Origin of the sequence: Frigoriflavimonas asaccharolytica (assembly GCF_013294015.1) — a bacterium.
GTDB classification, from domain to species: domain Bacteria; phylum Bacteroidota; class Bacteroidia; order Flavobacteriales; family Weeksellaceae; genus Frigoriflavimonas; species Frigoriflavimonas asaccharolytica.
The window spans coordinates 87100-104188 of sequence record NZ_JABSNO010000001.1 but is presented as its reverse complement, the minus strand read 5'-3'; the positions used below and the strand labels follow the sequence as shown (position 1 = coordinate 104188).

General features: G+C 30.7%; 13 protein-coding genes. 5 read left to right on the top strand and 8 right to left on the bottom strand.

From position 1 onward, the window contains the following. Positions 1 to 24 precede the first annotated feature (24 nt). Entirely contained in the window at positions 25 to 1377 is a 1353-nt protein-coding gene (locus HNQ03_RS00445; RefSeq protein ID WP_173777669.1) for a c-type cytochrome, read from the bottom strand. 197 nt (positions 1378 to 1574) lie between these two features. Between HNQ03_RS00445 and HNQ03_RS00440 the strand changes: the two genes are divergently transcribed. Further along, on the top strand, positions 1575 to 2105 hold the full coding sequence (locus HNQ03_RS00440; protein WP_173777668.1) for an SPOR domain-containing protein: 531 nt from the start codon (positions 1575 to 1577) through the stop codon (positions 2103 to 2105). 105 nt (positions 2106 to 2210) lie between these two features. Then, positions 2211 to 4463 carry a CocE/NonD family hydrolase gene (locus HNQ03_RS00435; RefSeq protein ID WP_173777667.1) on the top strand — a complete coding sequence of 751 codons (2253 nt, stop codon included), beginning with the start codon at positions 2211 to 2213 and terminating at the stop codon, positions 4461 to 4463. Positions 4464 to 4493: 30 nt separating this feature from the next. Here HNQ03_RS00435 and HNQ03_RS00430 read toward each other — a convergent pair whose 3' ends face one another. From HNQ03_RS00430 to HNQ03_RS00415, 4 genes are all read right to left on the bottom strand, one after another. Further along, entirely contained in the window at positions 4494 to 5765 is a 1272-nt protein-coding gene (locus HNQ03_RS00430; protein WP_382404967.1) for a DUF6080 domain-containing protein, read from the bottom strand. Positions 5766 to 6043: 278 nt separating this feature from the next. Then, positions 6044 to 7585 (bottom strand): protein adenylyltransferase SelO, encoded by a 1542-nt coding sequence (locus tag HNQ03_RS00425; RefSeq protein WP_173777665.1) that lies wholly within the window; start codon positions 7583 to 7585, stop codon positions 6044 to 6046. Between the two features lie 67 nt (positions 7586 to 7652). After that, positions 7653 to 9797, bottom strand: coding sequence for a TonB-dependent receptor domain-containing protein (locus HNQ03_RS00420; RefSeq protein WP_173777664.1), 2145 nt, complete (start codon positions 9795 to 9797; stop codon positions 7653 to 7655). Between the two features lie 51 nt (positions 9798 to 9848). After that, complete coding sequence (locus HNQ03_RS00415) at positions 9849 to 11975, bottom strand: outer membrane beta-barrel family protein (RefSeq protein ID WP_173777663.1); 2127 nt, start codon at positions 11973 to 11975, stop codon at positions 9849 to 9851. A gap of 185 nt (positions 11976 to 12160) precedes the next feature. Between HNQ03_RS00415 and HNQ03_RS00410 the strand changes: the two genes are divergently transcribed. The 3 genes from HNQ03_RS00410 (at position 12161) to HNQ03_RS00400 (ending at position 14750) form a co-directional block, all read left to right on the top strand. Beyond that, the gene (locus HNQ03_RS00410; RefSeq protein ID WP_173777662.1) at positions 12161 to 13177 is read left to right on the top strand and encodes a sensor histidine kinase; all 1017 of its coding nucleotides are present in this window, start codon (positions 12161 to 12163) and stop codon (positions 13175 to 13177) included. 14 nt (positions 13178 to 13191) lie between these two features. After that, on the top strand, positions 13192 to 13872 hold the full coding sequence (locus HNQ03_RS00405) for a LytR/AlgR family response regulator transcription factor (RefSeq protein WP_173777661.1): 681 nt from the start codon (positions 13192 to 13194) through the stop codon (positions 13870 to 13872). Positions 13873 to 14009: 137 nt separating this feature from the next. Further along, positions 14010 to 14750: a class I SAM-dependent methyltransferase gene (locus HNQ03_RS00400; protein ID WP_317170335.1), complete on the top strand. Its 741-nt coding sequence runs from the start codon at positions 14010 to 14012 to the stop codon at positions 14748 to 14750. Here the strand turns inward: HNQ03_RS00400 and HNQ03_RS00395 are convergent. From HNQ03_RS00395 to HNQ03_RS00385, 3 genes are all read right to left on the bottom strand, one after another. Then, positions 14743 to 15234 (bottom strand): hypothetical protein, encoded by a 492-nt coding sequence (locus HNQ03_RS00395; protein ID WP_173777659.1) that lies wholly within the window; start codon positions 15232 to 15234, stop codon positions 14743 to 14745. The genes HNQ03_RS00400 and HNQ03_RS00395 overlap by 8 nt on opposite strands. Before the next feature lie 28 nt (positions 15235 to 15262). Further along, a complete protein-coding gene (locus HNQ03_RS00390) occupies positions 15263 to 16081 on the bottom strand; it encodes an FkbM family methyltransferase (RefSeq protein WP_173777658.1) in 819 nt (272 codons plus the stop codon). Between the two features lie 204 nt (positions 16082 to 16285). Continuing rightward, on the bottom strand, positions 16286 to 17071 hold the full coding sequence (locus HNQ03_RS00385; protein ID WP_173777657.1) for a (Fe-S)-binding protein: 786 nt from the start codon (positions 17069 to 17071) through the stop codon (positions 16286 to 16288). Between the last annotated feature and the right edge of the window lie 18 nt (positions 17072 to 17089).

Sequence of the window (17089 nt, the reverse complement as noted above, 5' to 3'; positions counted from 1 at the left end):
TACTTCTTATTTAATTAAAAATTATTAATAGTGACATTTACCACACTCCATTCCACCGATAGCACTTACCGTAATTTTACCATTGGAACTAGGATATTGCTTCTTCAATTTATCATGTAAACCTGAAAAATATGCTTGATTGTAGCCATTCGTCATATCTACTTCAGTAGTTCTGTGGCATTCTATACACCATCCCATCGTGAAATCATTTGCCATTTGTACTACATTCATGGTATCAATTTTACCATGACATGCTTTACAAACTACGTCAATTTTATTGTCAGGATTTTTCTTATTGTGCGAGCTGATAATTGCTTGTTCACCAGCTACAACGTGTTGCGCATGATTAAAGTAAACAAAATCTGGCATATTGTGTATTCTTGTCCATTGTACAGGTTTCGTTTTTCCTGTATAACTTTGAGATGCTTCATCCCAACCAGTTGCTTCATAGATTTTTTTAATCTCTCCTGTGTAGAAATCTCTATCTTTTCCTGGCTCAAGATATTTTCCTTTGTATTCTGGTATCATTTTGTGGCAGTTCATACATACATTCATAGAAGGTATTTCTGATACTTTTCCATATTTCGCAGATGAGTGACAAAGCTGACAATCAATTTTGTTAACACCAGCATGAATATTGTGGGAAAAATATATTGGCTGTTCTGGTTTATAACCTTTGTAAACACCTATCCACATTAGCCAGTTCCAAAAGCCATAGAATGCAAATACTGCTAAAGCACCTAATATAATTTTACCAACAACGCTGTACTTCTCGTAGATTTGAGCAAAAGATTTTGCATTTCTAGCATTTGCAGCGGTTAACTCTTCACTTTGCTGAAGCTTCACCAACTGTCCAATTTTGAACATTAAAGCTATTAGTAAACCAGCTATAGCTAATAGAGATACTAGAATTATTTTTGAAGTAGAACTATCTTCTCCGGAAGCTCCTGCTGCAGCACCATCAACTGGTGTAGCTACTGGATCTGGTTCTGGTGGTGGTGGATTGGTAGTATATTCAAGAATATCATCAATGTCTTTATCTTGAAGATTCGGAAACAATTGCATTTCCGTTTTATTGAATTTTTCAAAAACTTCGTTGGCATATTTATCGCCAGAAGCTCTTAATTCTTTGTTATTCTTTACCCATTTGTGTATCCAGTCCGTATCTAAATTTTGATCCGCTTTTAGACGCGCAACTACACCACCCAAAGCTGGTCCTACTAGCTGTTTATCTAATGCGTGACATGCTGTACAGTTTGCCTTAAAGAGTTTTTCTCCGTTTTTGGCATCTCCTTGAGCGTAGATAGGAGCAGTGGAAACTAACAATAGTGCTATTGTTATCAATCCCTGTTTAAAATGCTTTTTCCAACTTATCATTTATATATACTTATGTGAATAAAATTTTCTGAAGAGAATCAGAACACCTATATTTTGAGCAAAAATAAGATTTTTAACATAAAGTTAACAACCAAATGTAACTGCAAATTGTCATATTGGCTAATTTGTAATAATTCTAAATAATAGTGCTTGCCTTAATTTTAATTTATCTTAAATTTGCAGTAAATAAATATACAATGAATTCCCTACATAAAGCAATACTTATCTGCACTATTTTATTTTCTTATTCAACCTTTGCTCAGCAAGTTATGAAAGTTGATACGCTGTCTGGTACAGAATTAAAAATCTCTATGGATCAAAAATTAGTGAGCGATTTTGATAAATTAGAAGATTTTTGCGAGAAGGCTTCTTCCAATACTTTATCAAAAAATATTTCTTCGGGAACTACAAAAAAGAAAATTTATGTTGCAGATCGAGCATTAACCAATGCGGAAATTTGTAGAAACAATCCTAGAATTGCTGGGTATAAGATTCAAATTGCTGTTGTGAAGAGTAATGACGAAGCCAATGAAGTAAAAGCCTATTTCCGCAGAAGATTTCCTAGATTGAAAGTAGAAACAGACGCTTCTCTGAGACCAAATTATAAAATTTTAGCTGGCAGTTATTTCACGAAAAGCAGTGCCGCTTCCGATTTAAAGAGTATCCGCGGTGAATTCAAAAGTGCCGTTAGCGTTCCCTATAATATTTTTTGTGCGGAAGGGAAGTAGAAAATTTGTAACTATTATATTTCTTGTAAATTAAAATATCAATAATTTAAATAATCAGTAATTTTGAAATATAAATTACTGATTTTTTTTGTTTAATACATCCACATGAAAACATATTTCTCCGCCCTTTTAGTATTTATCTATTCACTATCTTTTTCTCAAAATATCTCAATAAAACAATTTGAAAAAATTGATTTTGATAATATTGAAAGCTTGGTACGATATCTATCTGCAGAAATACCTCAGAAATATGTTGAAAAAGACAAAAGTACATACTTCGATAATATTTTCCGGATAAATACGGTTGCAGGGAAATATGATTTAGCTATGAAGCAATTGGATTCTTTAAGAAATATTTATTCTAAAAGTAATCCTTTAAGTGCCAGAATTATCGGCGTACAACACGAGATTTATATTAAAACAATGTTGCATCCAAATTCTAAAAACGATTTCGAAACAGTGTATGAAAGTGAATTTAACAATATTTACAATTCTCTTCCTATTAAATCGAAGATTGTATTACCTCTTTATTTTAAAGGAGATAGTGAAGAATTTAAGAAAAATATTGTTGATCTGTTGAAGAAAGAGTTTATGGGAAAGGATAGTATTAGTATAACTACAGCTTTGGAGTTGTGTAGAAATTATAACGGATTTCTTATTATTAATAAATCTCTTCATCTTGCAAATCAATATTTAAAAGAATTTGATAATGAAAACTTTACCGTAAAAGACAGTGTTCTAATTAAAACAAAAACAGGAAATGAAATATCAATTCGAGTAATACTAAATAACAAAATCAAGAAACCGGAATCTACCATAATTGTTAATAATATCTATGCAGATGAAGACGATATCAATGATGCCAAAGTAAAAACAAGTGATGGCTACAATTGTGTTTATATTTATACAAGAGGAAAAAATTTAAGCAACGATAAAATTGAACCTTTTGAACATGAGCAAGATGACATCAATGAGGTAATAGACTGGATTATAAAACAACCTTGGAGCAATGGAAAAGTGGGAATGATTGGCGGTAGTTATCTAGGTTTTAGCCAATGGGCTGCAACAAAAAAACTACATCCTGCATTGAAAACTATTATCCCACAAGCATCAGTTGGTATTGGAACTATTGATTTTCCAATGAATAATAATGTATTTCAATCCTATGTTTTAAGATGGTTAAATTATGTAACAAACAATAAAACCACGGATACTAAAAGTTTCAGAGATGTAAAAAAATGGAATTCTGTATATAAACAATGGTATGAAAGCGGATTGCCTTTTAATAAATTGGATTCTATAAGTGGAAATGAAAATGAAATATTTCAACGTTGGTTGCAACATCCAACTTATGATGCGTTTTGGCAAAGGATGATTCCCTACAAAGATGAATTTTCTAAAATCACTATTCCAGTATTAACGACTACAGGATACTATGACGCAGATCAATTGGGTGCTTTATATTACTTCAAAAATCATTATAAATATAATAAGAATGCAAATCATTATTTGATTATAGGTCCCTATGATCATGCCGGAGCACAAGGAAATATTAAATCTGAATTATCTGGCTATAAAATTGATGCCGTTTCGGAAATTAAATTAGATGAAATCTGTATGGAATGGTTTGATTATATTTTGAAAGGTAAAGAAAAACCTTCATTTTTGAAAGACAAAATAAACTACCAAGTGATGGGAACTAATCAATGGAAAAGCACTTCTTCTATGGATAAGTTTGAAGAGCATCGTTTGAAATTTTATCTTGAAAAGAAAAACAAACAATTGCAACTTTCTACAAAGTTATCTAATGCAGAAGAATTTTCTAAATTAAAAATTGATTTTAAAGATAGAAGTGATGCAAATGAAATTCTGGATAGTGAAAATGGAATTTTAAAAGATAAAATCTACAGTAAAAACGACCTCGTATACAGTACCGTAGTTTTTGAAGAACCATTTGAATTTACAGGTAATTTTTCTGGAAACCTGAATATCTCAATTAATAAGAAAGATGTTGATTTGCATGTTCAGTTATATGAACTATTGAAAAATGGAAAATACATGCTTCTTTCAACTTATTACGGAAGAGCCAGTTATTCAAAAAACCCTGAAAAGAGAGTTTTGTTAATTCCAAATAAAAAAACTGCGGTACCTATTGGAAACAATGAATTCATCAGTAAAATAATTGAGAAAGGTAGCAGAATTGTTGCTGTAGTTGGTGTGAGCAAAGATCCTTACACAGAGATAAATTACGGTTCCGGAAAAGAAGTGAGCAAGGAATCTATAGAAGACGCAGGAGAGCCTTTGGAAATTAAGTTTTACAATGATAGTTATTTAGAAATTCCAATTGCACACGACTAACAATGCTGCTAATTTTAGATGAAACAATATCTATACTTTATAAAACATCTCCAAAAACAAGAAAAATTCTTGCATCCTATAAATATTATTCATCAATAAAAAGCCTGTCAATAATATTAAAACTACCATTAACAAAGATAAAACGTTGGCAGATTTTCGGTACGCATGAAAAAGCCAACCCAACAATAATGGATATATATAAACAAAATGACCGCCGTAAATGTAAGAGGTATGCAAGCCAAACTTTAAAAAGCAATGAACTGCAATATCTACAAAAAAGGAAATCATCAAAATTTGCACAAATTTATTTTTAAAATTTTTAAAGTAGCTCCAAAATACTAAAATAAGCAAAATCACTACGAAAATATACGGAAGCCAAGATGTGTAAACGTCCATAAAAAGCGCTTTGTATTTAAAGCCAATTTTGCTGTGATAATCTCGCGTTTCCAACCTTGAAAATAAAATATTTCCACCAAAGAACCAAGATGCGATCATATCCCAAAGCGGAACTATTTTTGGTTTAGAAAATTTATCTAGTTGCTCCCCAGATTTATTTAAAAATTTAAGAAAATCAAAATTTATTCTATACATAAAAAGCAGTGCGAAAACCGCCACGGAAATGAAAATTCTGCCTACAGCATTCCCGTTTTTCTTCCAATTCCAGAAAATATTCTTTTCAAATAATATAGGAATATAAATTTTCACAATATTAGTAATCGTTAATCCTCCAATGAAAACTCCTGCGAAAGTAAGTGCAGTTCCATCAACCTTTTTATCGGTTTTTAAATTTTGCGCAGCGTAATAATTAAATAGAATTAAAAAAAACAGGCTGTAAGTATAGGTTTCTGGAGTAAACGAAAGTAGAATGGTAGTAGAAAAAAGCGAGAAAAATAATATCAATACTATAGAAATCCACGTCGGAAGTTGAATTATATTTTTCAAATATTTAAAAATTTGAACAATACTTAATGAAATAGCTAGATTGCTGCATGTTGCCAAAACCATTTTGAAGATGAAATTTACTTTCCCGCCAGAGAAATAGAAGGAGATATTTCTAATAACTTCAAAAAAATAATTGGATAAAGGATGCCGCTCAAATCCGCCTCCAGTTCTTACAATTGCTCTATTGTCAAAACTAAAATAGGCATCCCACGGAATTCTATCATCAAAAATAATAAAATAATGCAGTGCAATGTATCTTCCTAAAATCCCAAAAAGAACGAAATAAAAAGCAAAAATAAGTGCTTCCAATTTCGTGGAAGGGAAGATTAATTTTAATAATGAAACTAAAAATGATTTTATTTTATTCATTTATTTAACAAATAGTTAGGATTTTTGAACGCAGAGTTTTTTAACATTGTTTGAAAAAATTGTTTCGCAGAGCCACTTCATTTGGCAGAGAAAAAGCATAAAGTAAATTTTTTCGATCTTATTAAAAATTTAAAATCACAATTCCATGCTTTAAATGTACTTCCTTACAACTAAATGCTCAATACTTTGCTAGGTGAAATGCCTCTGCGAAGTAAGTGAACAGTATAAAAGTAAAAAAAATCTCTGCGACTCCGCGTTCCAAATTCAAATTAAGAACTGCAAGAAAGCATAGAGCAACCTGCTACTTCATTATACTTTTCGGGTTTTTTTGTAGAAAACTTTGGAAAAATTTCTTTGTATGGATTTTGTAGTGCTTCCCAAAGCTCATTAAACAACTCGTATTTTCCCTCGTTTAATTCCTCTATACATTCAAAAAGCAGATAATTTCGCAAAATAAATTTTGGATTTGCGGTTTCCATTAAGGCTAAAGATTCTCTTTTTGAAATTGTATTTTTTGATAATCTTGTGGAATATAAAAATAGGAAATCGCCATATTTTCTAATGTCGTCATCATTCAAAATTTTGTAAGAAATTTCTTCTAACGGCAAATCGTAGGTCTTTTCTTCCACATATTTTTCTAGATGTTGGAAGAACAAAGTATAATCTAATTCCAGATCCGTCATCAATTTTTGACTTTCTATGAAAAATTTTTCATCTTCTGGCAAAACTTCGTTCAATCCAAATTTGTTTGCCATCATCTTGTCATTCAATTCCCAAAAATAAGAACTATAATCTTCTAATATTTTTTGCAAAAAATCCGCATCTTCAATCAAAGGTTGCAGCGCATTCGCCAATTGCCAAAGATTCCATTGCGAAACTTGGGCTTGCTTGCCAAAAGCGTATCTTCTTCCTGGCAAGTCTGTAGTATTTGGAGTGAAATTTAGATCAAAAGCATCAACCATAGAATAAGGGCCATAATCGATCGTCAAACCAAGAATCGACATGTTGTCTGTATTCATCACGCCGTGTACAAAACCGACGCGAAGCCAATCTACCATTAGTATTGCGGTCTTTTTGCAAACAGATTCAAAGAAATCTTTATATTTTTGAGCTCCGGTGGTAGAAATTTCTGGAAAATAATTTTCTATGGTAAAATCTGTTAATTGCTTTAATAGAGGAATGTTTTTTTGTGCAGATATTAATTCAAAATGGCCAAAACGCAATAAACTTTCACCCGTTCGTAGAATTACAGCACCTTTTTCGTATGCAGGATTTCCGCTGTACATAATATCACGCAGTACTTTTTCGCCAGTGTAGCAAATGCTTAAAGCTCTTGTTGTTGGGATATTAAGTTGATGCATGGCTTCGCTCATCAAATATTCTCGGATAGAAGATCGCAAAACGGCACGTCCATCTGCAGAGCGAGAAAATGGAGTTGCACCTGCACCTTTCCATTGCAATTCTGTAGAATTTCCAGAATCTGCTTTTATTTCTCCAGCATAGATAGCACGACCATCTCCCAATTGCCCTGCCCAATTTCCAAATTGATGCCCTGCATAAGTAGTAGCGTATGGTTCTATATTTTCTGGTAAATTTTGTGCGGCAAGAAAGGGAATATCTTCTTTACTAAATTTTCCTAGACCTATATTTTCGGCTAAATGACTATTAAAATGCAAAAGAGAATAATCTGAAAATTCTACAGGCTTTACCGTAGTGAAAAGAATATTTTTGGTTTGTCTTTGCATCGTATTACCAGAGAAATCTCCAGGAAATATATTTGTGAAAGGATGTTTTATTTTTTCTACATTCATGGTTCAAATTTAACGAAAAATCCTCTCGCCTATACAAGAGGATTTATTTTATTTAAAATTTGAGAAATTATTGCGCTGGTATCAATCCGCCTTCTCCTTCAGATTTAGATTTGTTTAATAAATTTGGATCTTCTTTTGCCAATTTATTCTTAGTTGGCAATTTATAATTTACAGATAAGCCAAAACTTCTGCTATCATTTTTATTATTCAAAAATACGTTTGGAGCACTTGCAATAGATTTTATAGAAGTTACATTGCTGTTGAAGATATCATTCGCAAAAATTGAAAGGCTCAATTTATCTGCCAAGAATTTTTTGGATAAAGTGATGTCTATATTATTCCCAATGGGTTTTATCGGTTGAAAGTAGTAGAAATTTCCTTTCGGTGAAAGTATAAAATAATTGACATTTAATGTTATTTCTTTCGGTAGTAATATTTGCGCATTGGCATTCAAAACAACATATCCTTTGGTATCCAAATTTGGAATTACTTGCTTCTGCCAAGATGCATACAAATAAACGAAGTTAATTTTATCTGGGTTGAATTCAAATTTCATGATTTCGCTCAATGGTTTGGTGAAGAGCATCAATGGAATTGGCAAGCCAACATTGAAATTGTGCATCTGCATTTCTGGAATATTAATCTGCGTATTGGAAATCACATCTCCACTTCTGCTCACCAATTGCGCTACTTGATTTTTGTTGGATGTTACATTATATCCAATAAAGGCATAATCGAAAGCGGAGAGTTTCACTTCATAATTATCAAAAATTGTGGGTTGCAAATTTGGATTTCCAGAAACTATAGAGTTCGGATTTTGAAAAGTGGTATTGTTTGGGTTCAAATTAGAAATACTCGGCAAATTGATTTTTTTGTTATAATTTGCAGATAGTTGTATCTGGTTAGCAACATTATACAAAATACTTGCATTCGGGAAAAGCTTAAATTTCTGAAATGGAATTAAATTTTGGGTTGATGAATTTCCGTTGTTTGTAGAAACTGTAGTTCCAGAAATATCATAATTTTCTGCTCTTGTACCAAGGATGAAATCAAATTTCTTGTAAGAAGTTTGCAGTTCTGTGTAGGCAGAAAGCGTTTGTCTTTTGTAGTCTAAATTGGTAATGCCAAAACTAGAAGTATCAAAATCTTGCTGCTCTGCTAAAGCTCCTATGCTGAATTTTCCTTTTTCTAAAATATTTAACGCTTGATTGTAATCTACTTTAAAATTATATACACTGAAATGAGAGGTATTATCTAACAATATTTGTTTAGATACTAAACTATTCTGCGCAAAATCATTGTTTGAATTACTATACGAGCCTTTAAAATCTAATTTTTTGTCTCTATCTTCAAATCTTTTTTGATAAGAAACTACTGCTTCTTGACGAATATTGAAACTATTTGCCGCATCGTTTGTTTGAAAATTGATGCCGTTAAATCTACCATTGCTTAATGTATAATTGTCATTATTATTATGGTAAATATCATAGTTTAAAAGCAATCTATCTTTGCCAAGATCTACGGTAATTGCAGCTTTGGCAAAATATCCACGGCCAATTCTATCTGTATTTGTTTTAGAAATATCGTCAATTTCACCACGCAACAAACTTTCTCTATAATTTTCGCCAACGTTTAATTGCCAACCAAAATATTTATTTCTTGCATTTAGGTTGATAGAATTGTTGGTTCTACTTTTCCATTTATCATAATTTGTGAAGGTGTAATTTCCGGAATACGTAGCCGAAAGATAATTTTTTGCATTTTTTGACGTAATGATATTCAAAATTGCACCACCAGAAGTTGCAGGAAATTCTGCGCCCGGTTGCGTGATGACTTCTATCTTTTCTACTGCATTTGCAGGCATTCCTTCTAGAAAAGCTGTTAATTCTGTACTGTTGATATTTAATGGGCGACCATCCATATATACCTCCAGAATTTTTCCTTGGTACATCATACCAGCAATATCCGTAACCACCAAACCAGGCAATTTCTTCACGCCTTCCATCAAAGTTCCAGAATTTAATTTGGCCTGTTCCGAGAAATCAAAGATGGTACGATCTGCTTTTTGTTCTACCGCTTTTTTCGTTTTGGTGATGGTTACGGCTTCAATATCTGCAACTTTTTCTGTAGATTTCTCCACAGGTTTTTCTTGCCCGAAATAGAAACTTGCCGAAAGCAGTAATATAGAAGAAAGTAGATTTTTAGAATTCATAGGATTGTTTAAAGCTTATTAGACAAAGAATTATCGTAAATGTTACAAAATTTATTGTGCTCTATCTTTCTCATCAAAATCTATTGCACGATTTTTGGCTTTCAATTTCTCGTTGCCGAAATTGTAGGTTACACTAAAGGTGAATTTTCTTGCATCCCAATAATTATTGAAAGTTTGTAGATTATCTGCAAAATAGATTGTTCCTCTATATCCAGATTGTCGAAAAACATCATTAATAGAAAGATTCACTTGTAAAGCTTTTTGCAATAAATTCATTTTAATTCCAGCACTTAAATTGGCGCTATTTTCAGAAAATTCATTTCCGCTTTTTGAGGGAAGGCTTTGCCAATAATTCAACGATAAAAAGACAGTTTTTTGTTTATTAAGTTGAAATGTATTGTTTGTCGCATAATAGAAAGATTGCCCATTTTGTGGTATCGCATCAAAATTGAAAATTTGGGTATTGTTATAACTGTAAGATGTAGAGAGATTTGTTTCCCAAAATTTAAAAAAAGAATCAGAATAGTTGAGATTGATGCCATACGAGTTTTGATTAAAATAATTTTGAAAGGTACTTACCATATAAATTCCATCAAGAAAACTGAGTTGATCAAAATTATCTTCGCTTCTTTGAAAATATATATTTGCAGAAAATTTACTTTTGAAAATATAATTAAATTCGACATTATGATTAAAAGATGCTTGCAAAACAGGATTTCCCGTGGAATAATTGTAGGGATTAGAATACCATCGAAACGGATTTAAAGCTCGAAAGTAAGGTCGGTTTATTCTGCGAGAATAATTAAGGCTAAATTCATTATTGTCATTGGCTTCATAAGAAATATAGGCCGTCGGAAACAATTTTCCGTAGCTGTTTTTAGAATTTAACTGTGTAGATAGAGAAATACCATTTGTATCTGCAAATTCATAGCGGAGTCCAAATTTTGCAGACCACTTCCCTCCAAATTTTTTGCTCGCACTCCCATATGCAGCGTAATTTCTTTCGTTATAAGTAAATAAATCACTTTTTTCTGGCTTGTTTAGAAATTCATTATTTACTAAATCAAAATACCTAATGTCAGAATTGTTAGAAAATTCACTGTACTTTAAGCCAGTTTCTACTTGTGTTTTTTTAAAATTTAAAGATAAATCTGCTTGTCCAGAATATATATGATAATCTACTGTTGATTGATTTTTTGCCGTTTGCTGATTTGTATTTTCCAAATCCGTGGTTGTGAAATTCACATTTGTTTCTGGAGTGTTTCCATAATAATTAGCAGCGAAACTCAGTTGATGTTCTCCAAATTTTTGATCATAATATAGATTTAATTGCTGTGATTTGATATCAGAAAGATGTTTAGCATCTGTTTCAGTATTTAAAGTATTTATATTTTGGGTGAAATAATTACTCGTTGAATTGATATCCATATTTAAATGTTCTTTTGAAATATCATAGATAAAACCAATGTTGCTATTTTTTGAAGATGCGTAATCAAAAGTCAGATTTAATCCCAATCCATCATTCATATCTCGTCTTTCGTCTCGGCTTATTTCAGAATTATTTCCTATAAAACTATAATTTTCTATTGATTTTTTGTCTGTATCAAAACCTCGAAGCTTTAGCGAGGTTTTTATTTTCTCATTTTGAAAGTTTAATCCAAAAGAACCACCAAAACCAGCATAGGTAGATTGTTTGAAATACGAATTTGCATATCCATTCCATCCTAAATTTTGGTTTTTCTTTAATACGATATTAATGATTCCGCTATTTCCTTGTGCTTCGTATTTTGCAGGTGGTGTAGTAATCACTTCTATTTTCAAAATATTTTCGGATCGAATTGTTTTTAGGTAATTCATTAATTCTGAACCAGAAAGATGGAGCATTCTATCGTTTACCATTACAGAAACACCACTTTTTCCTACAATAGAAAGCAAACCTTTGTCTTCATCTATTTTCAATAATGGTGTACTTGCCAAAACTTCTATTCCAGAACTTCCCTCGGAAATCATGGAATTTTGTACATTATAAACAAAACGATCTACTTTTCTTTCGAAGGTTTTTTTCTTTCCTTTGATAGTAACAGTTTCTATGTTTTTTGTTTTTGTTAAAGTATCTTTAGTTTGGCAAAAAATATTTTGAAATAATATAGTAAAGAGTAGAATAATTATTTTTTTCATGTTGATCAAATTTAATAGTCATAGAATCTTGCTTTGATGGGACAAAATTAATTCTGTTTAACTTCAAATAAAATCGACTTTAGACCAACTATTATATTTATCTGTTAACTAATTTTTTATCGGATAAAATAGCATGTTCGTAGAATTTGACATTTCTATTTGTTTTAATAATTTTAAATTTGAAGATGAAAAAACGTGATTTTATTTTTCTACATTTATTCTTTTGGGCTCTATATCTTATTGGAAGTATTATTGTTCCTCATTATTTCTATAATGAAAAATATCTTCTACTTGATATTTCATTTTTTATTGCAAGTTTTATATGCTTTTACATCAATTATTTATTTGTAGTCCCAAAGTTATTTGATGTCAATCGCTTATATAAAGTAGTTATTGGATTTTTTATTAGTGCTATAGTTTTTGGATGTGTTAGATATTCAATCGAAGAAATTTTACTTCCAAAGTTAGTTGGATATGGGAATTATAATGGAAAAGTGAACATCAGTTATTATCTGTACAACAATATATATTGGAGTTCTGCACCTATTTTCATAAGTACTGTTTTTTGTTTATTCAAATTGTTTTCAAGTTCTGAAAAAGAAAAACAAGAATTAATAACAACGACCAAAAACGCTCAACTTCAAGCTTTAAAATCTCAAATCAACCCTCATTTTATTTTCAATTCTTTGAATAATATTTATTCACTGGTCTATCAAAAATCAGATAATGCATTGGTGGCGATAGAGGAATTAAGCCAATTGTTGAGGTACAGCACAAAAGATTTAGAAAAAGATTACATTCCTCTAGAAAAAGAAATTGGATATATTCACAGTTTGATTGCCCTCGAAAAATTAAGAATAAAAAACCCTGAATTATTAAATATAGAGAATAACATTAATCATCCGAAATTAGAAATTTCACCCATGCTTTTAGTTCCATTCGTAGAAAATGCTTTCAAACATGGAGATTTTAAAGAAAAAGGTTTAATTTTAAAAATAAATGATCAAGATGAAAAATTGCATTTCTATCTTCATAATTTTAAAAATAAAAAGGGAAAAGATGCTGTGTCTGGAATTGGGATTGATAATGTGGAAAAACGGCTAAAAATTCTTTATCCAAAAAATCATCAATTAAAAATTATCGAATCTGAAACTGAATTTACAGTAGATTTAAAAATAAATTTGCGAAAAATATCAGAATAATAAATTTATTATTGATGGAAAAAATAAAATGCATCATTCTTGACGATGAACCTTTGGCAATTTCTTTGCTAGAGAAATATGTGCAGAAAATCAACTATTTAGATTTAGTTTTTTCTTCGGAAAATCCAATTTCAGTTTTAGAATATATCAAAAATAATGAAGTAGATCTAATTTTTTTAGATATTCAAATGCCGCAATTATCGGGTATAGATTTCATGAAAATTTCAGGCGAAAAATTGAAATATATTTTAACAACCGCTTATTCCGAATATGCTTTACAAGGTTATGAACACAATGTTGTAGATTATTTATTAAAACCAATTTCTTTTGAACGTTTCCAAAAAAGCACCTTGAAAGCTCAAGAATATTTTCAAATAAATGAATCTGGTAGCACTTACTTTTTTATAAAATCTGGTGGACAACAAATAAAAATCAATTTTTCTGAAATTTTATGCATAGAAAGCATTAAAGATTATGTTTGCATAAAAACTGAAAGTGAAGAGTATGTTTATCTAGAAACTTTAAAATCATTAGAAACACTATTGCCGAAAAATTTCCCCAGAGTTCATAAATCTTTCATTATCAATTTGGACAAGATTTTAAAATTCAATAGTAAAACAGTTACTATTATTTCTGAAAAAGAAATTCCGATTGGTGAGACGTATAAATCTCAAATGTTTTCTGCATTAAAATAGAATATGTTGAGTTTTTAAATATTATCTTTGTTAGCATACCAGTTTTTTCACAAATTAACTTTAACATGCCTAAAAAGATTCAAAAATTCATCAGTTTTTTTCAGATTTTTCTTCAGAAACCCTATTTATTGAATTTAGTGATTAATAGTCAAGATGTTTTCAAAGAAAATTTCTTGAAAAAATATCCTAATTTCAATAGTTTACCGCAGGTTAATATTCAAGATTTAAATGAAAGAGGAAGTGTAAATACTGTCGAAAGTTTTCTTCTTGATGGTGGCTCTTTGATCACGGATCTGCAACTTTTGGCAACTTTGGCAAATCGAGAAACAGTAAATTCTTACTTTGAGATCGGAACTTGGCGCGGCGAAAGTGTGCATAATGTAGCGAAATATGCAAAAGATTGCACAACGCTAAATTTAGCTGAAGAGGATATAATAAAAATAGGTTTAGGCGAAAAATATGCTGCACAACACGCCATACTTTCTAAGAAAAATCCCGAAATTCTGCACTTAACGGGCAATACTTCAATTTTTGATTTTAAAAGTTTAAATAAAAAATATGATCTTATATTTATAGACGGAGATCACTCTTATGATATGGTTTTGAATGATACTCAGAAAGTTTTTCAACATCTAATACATGAAAATACTATTGTTGTATGGCATGATTATGCTTATAGCGCGCAAAAAATACGGTATGAAGTTTTTGAGGCTATTTTGGATGGAGTAGGTGTAGACAATCATCAATATCTGTATCATCCAAAAAATACGATGTGTGCTATTTTCACAAAAGAAAAATTAACAAAAAGTACTTTTGACAAAATGCAATTTCCAGAAAAATTGTTCACTATCAAATTGGAAGATGTGGAATTTAATTAATATAAATACCTGCCCAACTTTGTTTCAATGGTAAAAGGAAATTATTTAAAAAATCTACGTATGTATTTTTAGAAAAATCAAAAACTTCTATTTCTTCAGAGATTTCTTTATTTTTCAAAGCTGCACGAAAATCTTGTAATTTCATGGTTTTTACTTCGTCATTTTCCACGAAACTTGCTTTCATTCTATCAAAAAATCCTAATTGAAATTCGGAGTCTAAAGATCTAAAAATTTGTCCAAGACTATCTATGCTACAACCAGAAGCAGCTTCTTGCTCCTCGTCTACAGATATAATCACAAACTGATTTTTCACAATTTTAAATGAAGCAGAAAGTGGTTTGCCATGTGCTGCCCAAGTTGGAAGAAAATCAAATATTTTTTCGGTAATTATTTTTGCTTCTTTTGCTGTAAAAGGTCTGGAAGCTGGATAAATAATAATGCGAAAATCTTCTGTTTCTGTGATGGTTGTTGCTTCTATTTTCATTTCAAAAGTTTATGATTCGGATACAAATTTAGGCATTAAATTTAAAAATAGCATTGTAAGAATTCTGATTTCTACTTAATTCCTTAATTTTGGAATAGCCAATTTTCGCTAAAAGTTCTATAATTATGGCCTCAGACTGATTGGCATTTTTTAATGCTATATCATTTACTTCCATTATTAGTGTTGGTTTTAAATTTTTCAAAACATTTTGCATTCCAATCAAAGCTTTGTATTCTCCACCTTCTATATCAATTTTTATCAATTTTATTTCTAAAATTTTATTCTCTTTTACAAATTCATCTAAAGTTGTGCAATCTACACTTAGTTTTTTATTAAAATCTTTGAGGTATGCAGAGGCCATTCCAACATTGTTTTCATTATCATCATAGAAAATTTCTAATTTTCCAATCTCATCAGAAATTGCGAGATTTTCTAAGTGAATATTGTTGAAATTATTAAATTTTATATTTTCACCGAAGATATTATAATTTGGAAGAAAGGCTTCAAAGGAGAAAATTTCACCACTTTTTTCAAGAATTTTAGATGCATTTAACGAAAATAATCCGATGTTTCCACCGATATCTACAAATGTATCTCCTTCTTTTAAATATTGATAAAGAAAATCAATTTCGTTTTTTTCGTAGTCTCCAAGAAAATAGATTTGCTGTTGGATCCAATCGTTTAAATCTAAATGAATTTTTATATTATTTCTATATAAAATTTCCTTTTCTAATCCTTTGAAGATTTGATGTCTTCCAAAGAAATGTTTGTGGAAAAAGAAATATTTTTTGGAGAAAAATTTGATTTTAAATAATGATCGGAAAAAAATAGCCAGAAAACTTTTCATAGAAATATTTATTGATAAAATAATTATCTCGTTTTGTTGATATTAAAAAGTAAACCAATACCTACTATTAAAAGTAAAATACTCACAATATTGTCGTTCAAAGTTGTATCATTAATTTGGAAATTATTTCTAGAAAATTCGAAAATAATTAAAATTATAGAAACAATGATTAAAAGATAAGGTATGTTTTTGGCTATTCTCACGCTATAAATCTTCCGCTTCTGCCAGTAATTCTGCAATGTCTTTTACGGTTACTTCTTCGTTTTTATTGAAGTGTTTTATACCGTCGGTCATCATTGTATTACAAAAAGGACAACCTGTCGCGATAATGTTTGGTTGCAAGCTCAAAGCTTCTTCCGTGCGTTCTATATTGATGTCTTTATCGCCTTTTTCTGGTTCTTTAAACATTTGTGCTCCACCAGCGCCGCAGCATAATCCATTAGATTTGCAACGTTTCATTTCTACCAATTCTGAATCCAATTTTTCTAAAAGTTGGCGTGGTGCTTCGTATTCTCCATTTCCTCGTCCTAAATAGCAAGGATCGTGGAAAGTAATTTTTTTACCTTTGAAAGCGCCGCCTTCTATTTTCAATCTTCCTTCAGACATTAGTTGTTTAAGAAATTGTGTGTGATGCATCACTTCATAATTTCCGCCTAAACCAGGATATTCATTTTTGATGATATTAAAGCAGTGCGGACAAGCCGTCACGATTTTTTTTACGCCATATCCGTTTAAAATTTCGATGTTGGTATGTGCCATCATTTGGAAAACAAACTCGTTCCCCGCGCGTTTTGCAGGATCTCCATTGCAAGATTCTTCTTTGCCAAGAACAGCAAATTCTACCCCAACTTTGTGCAAAATTTTGCAAAGAGCTTTGGTTATTTTCTTAGCTCTATCGTCAAAACTTCCTGCGCAACCTACGAAGAATAATACTTCGGGCATTTTTCCTTCGGCAGCATATTCTGCCATTGTTTTTATAGTGAAATCCATAATTTAAATTACCAATTA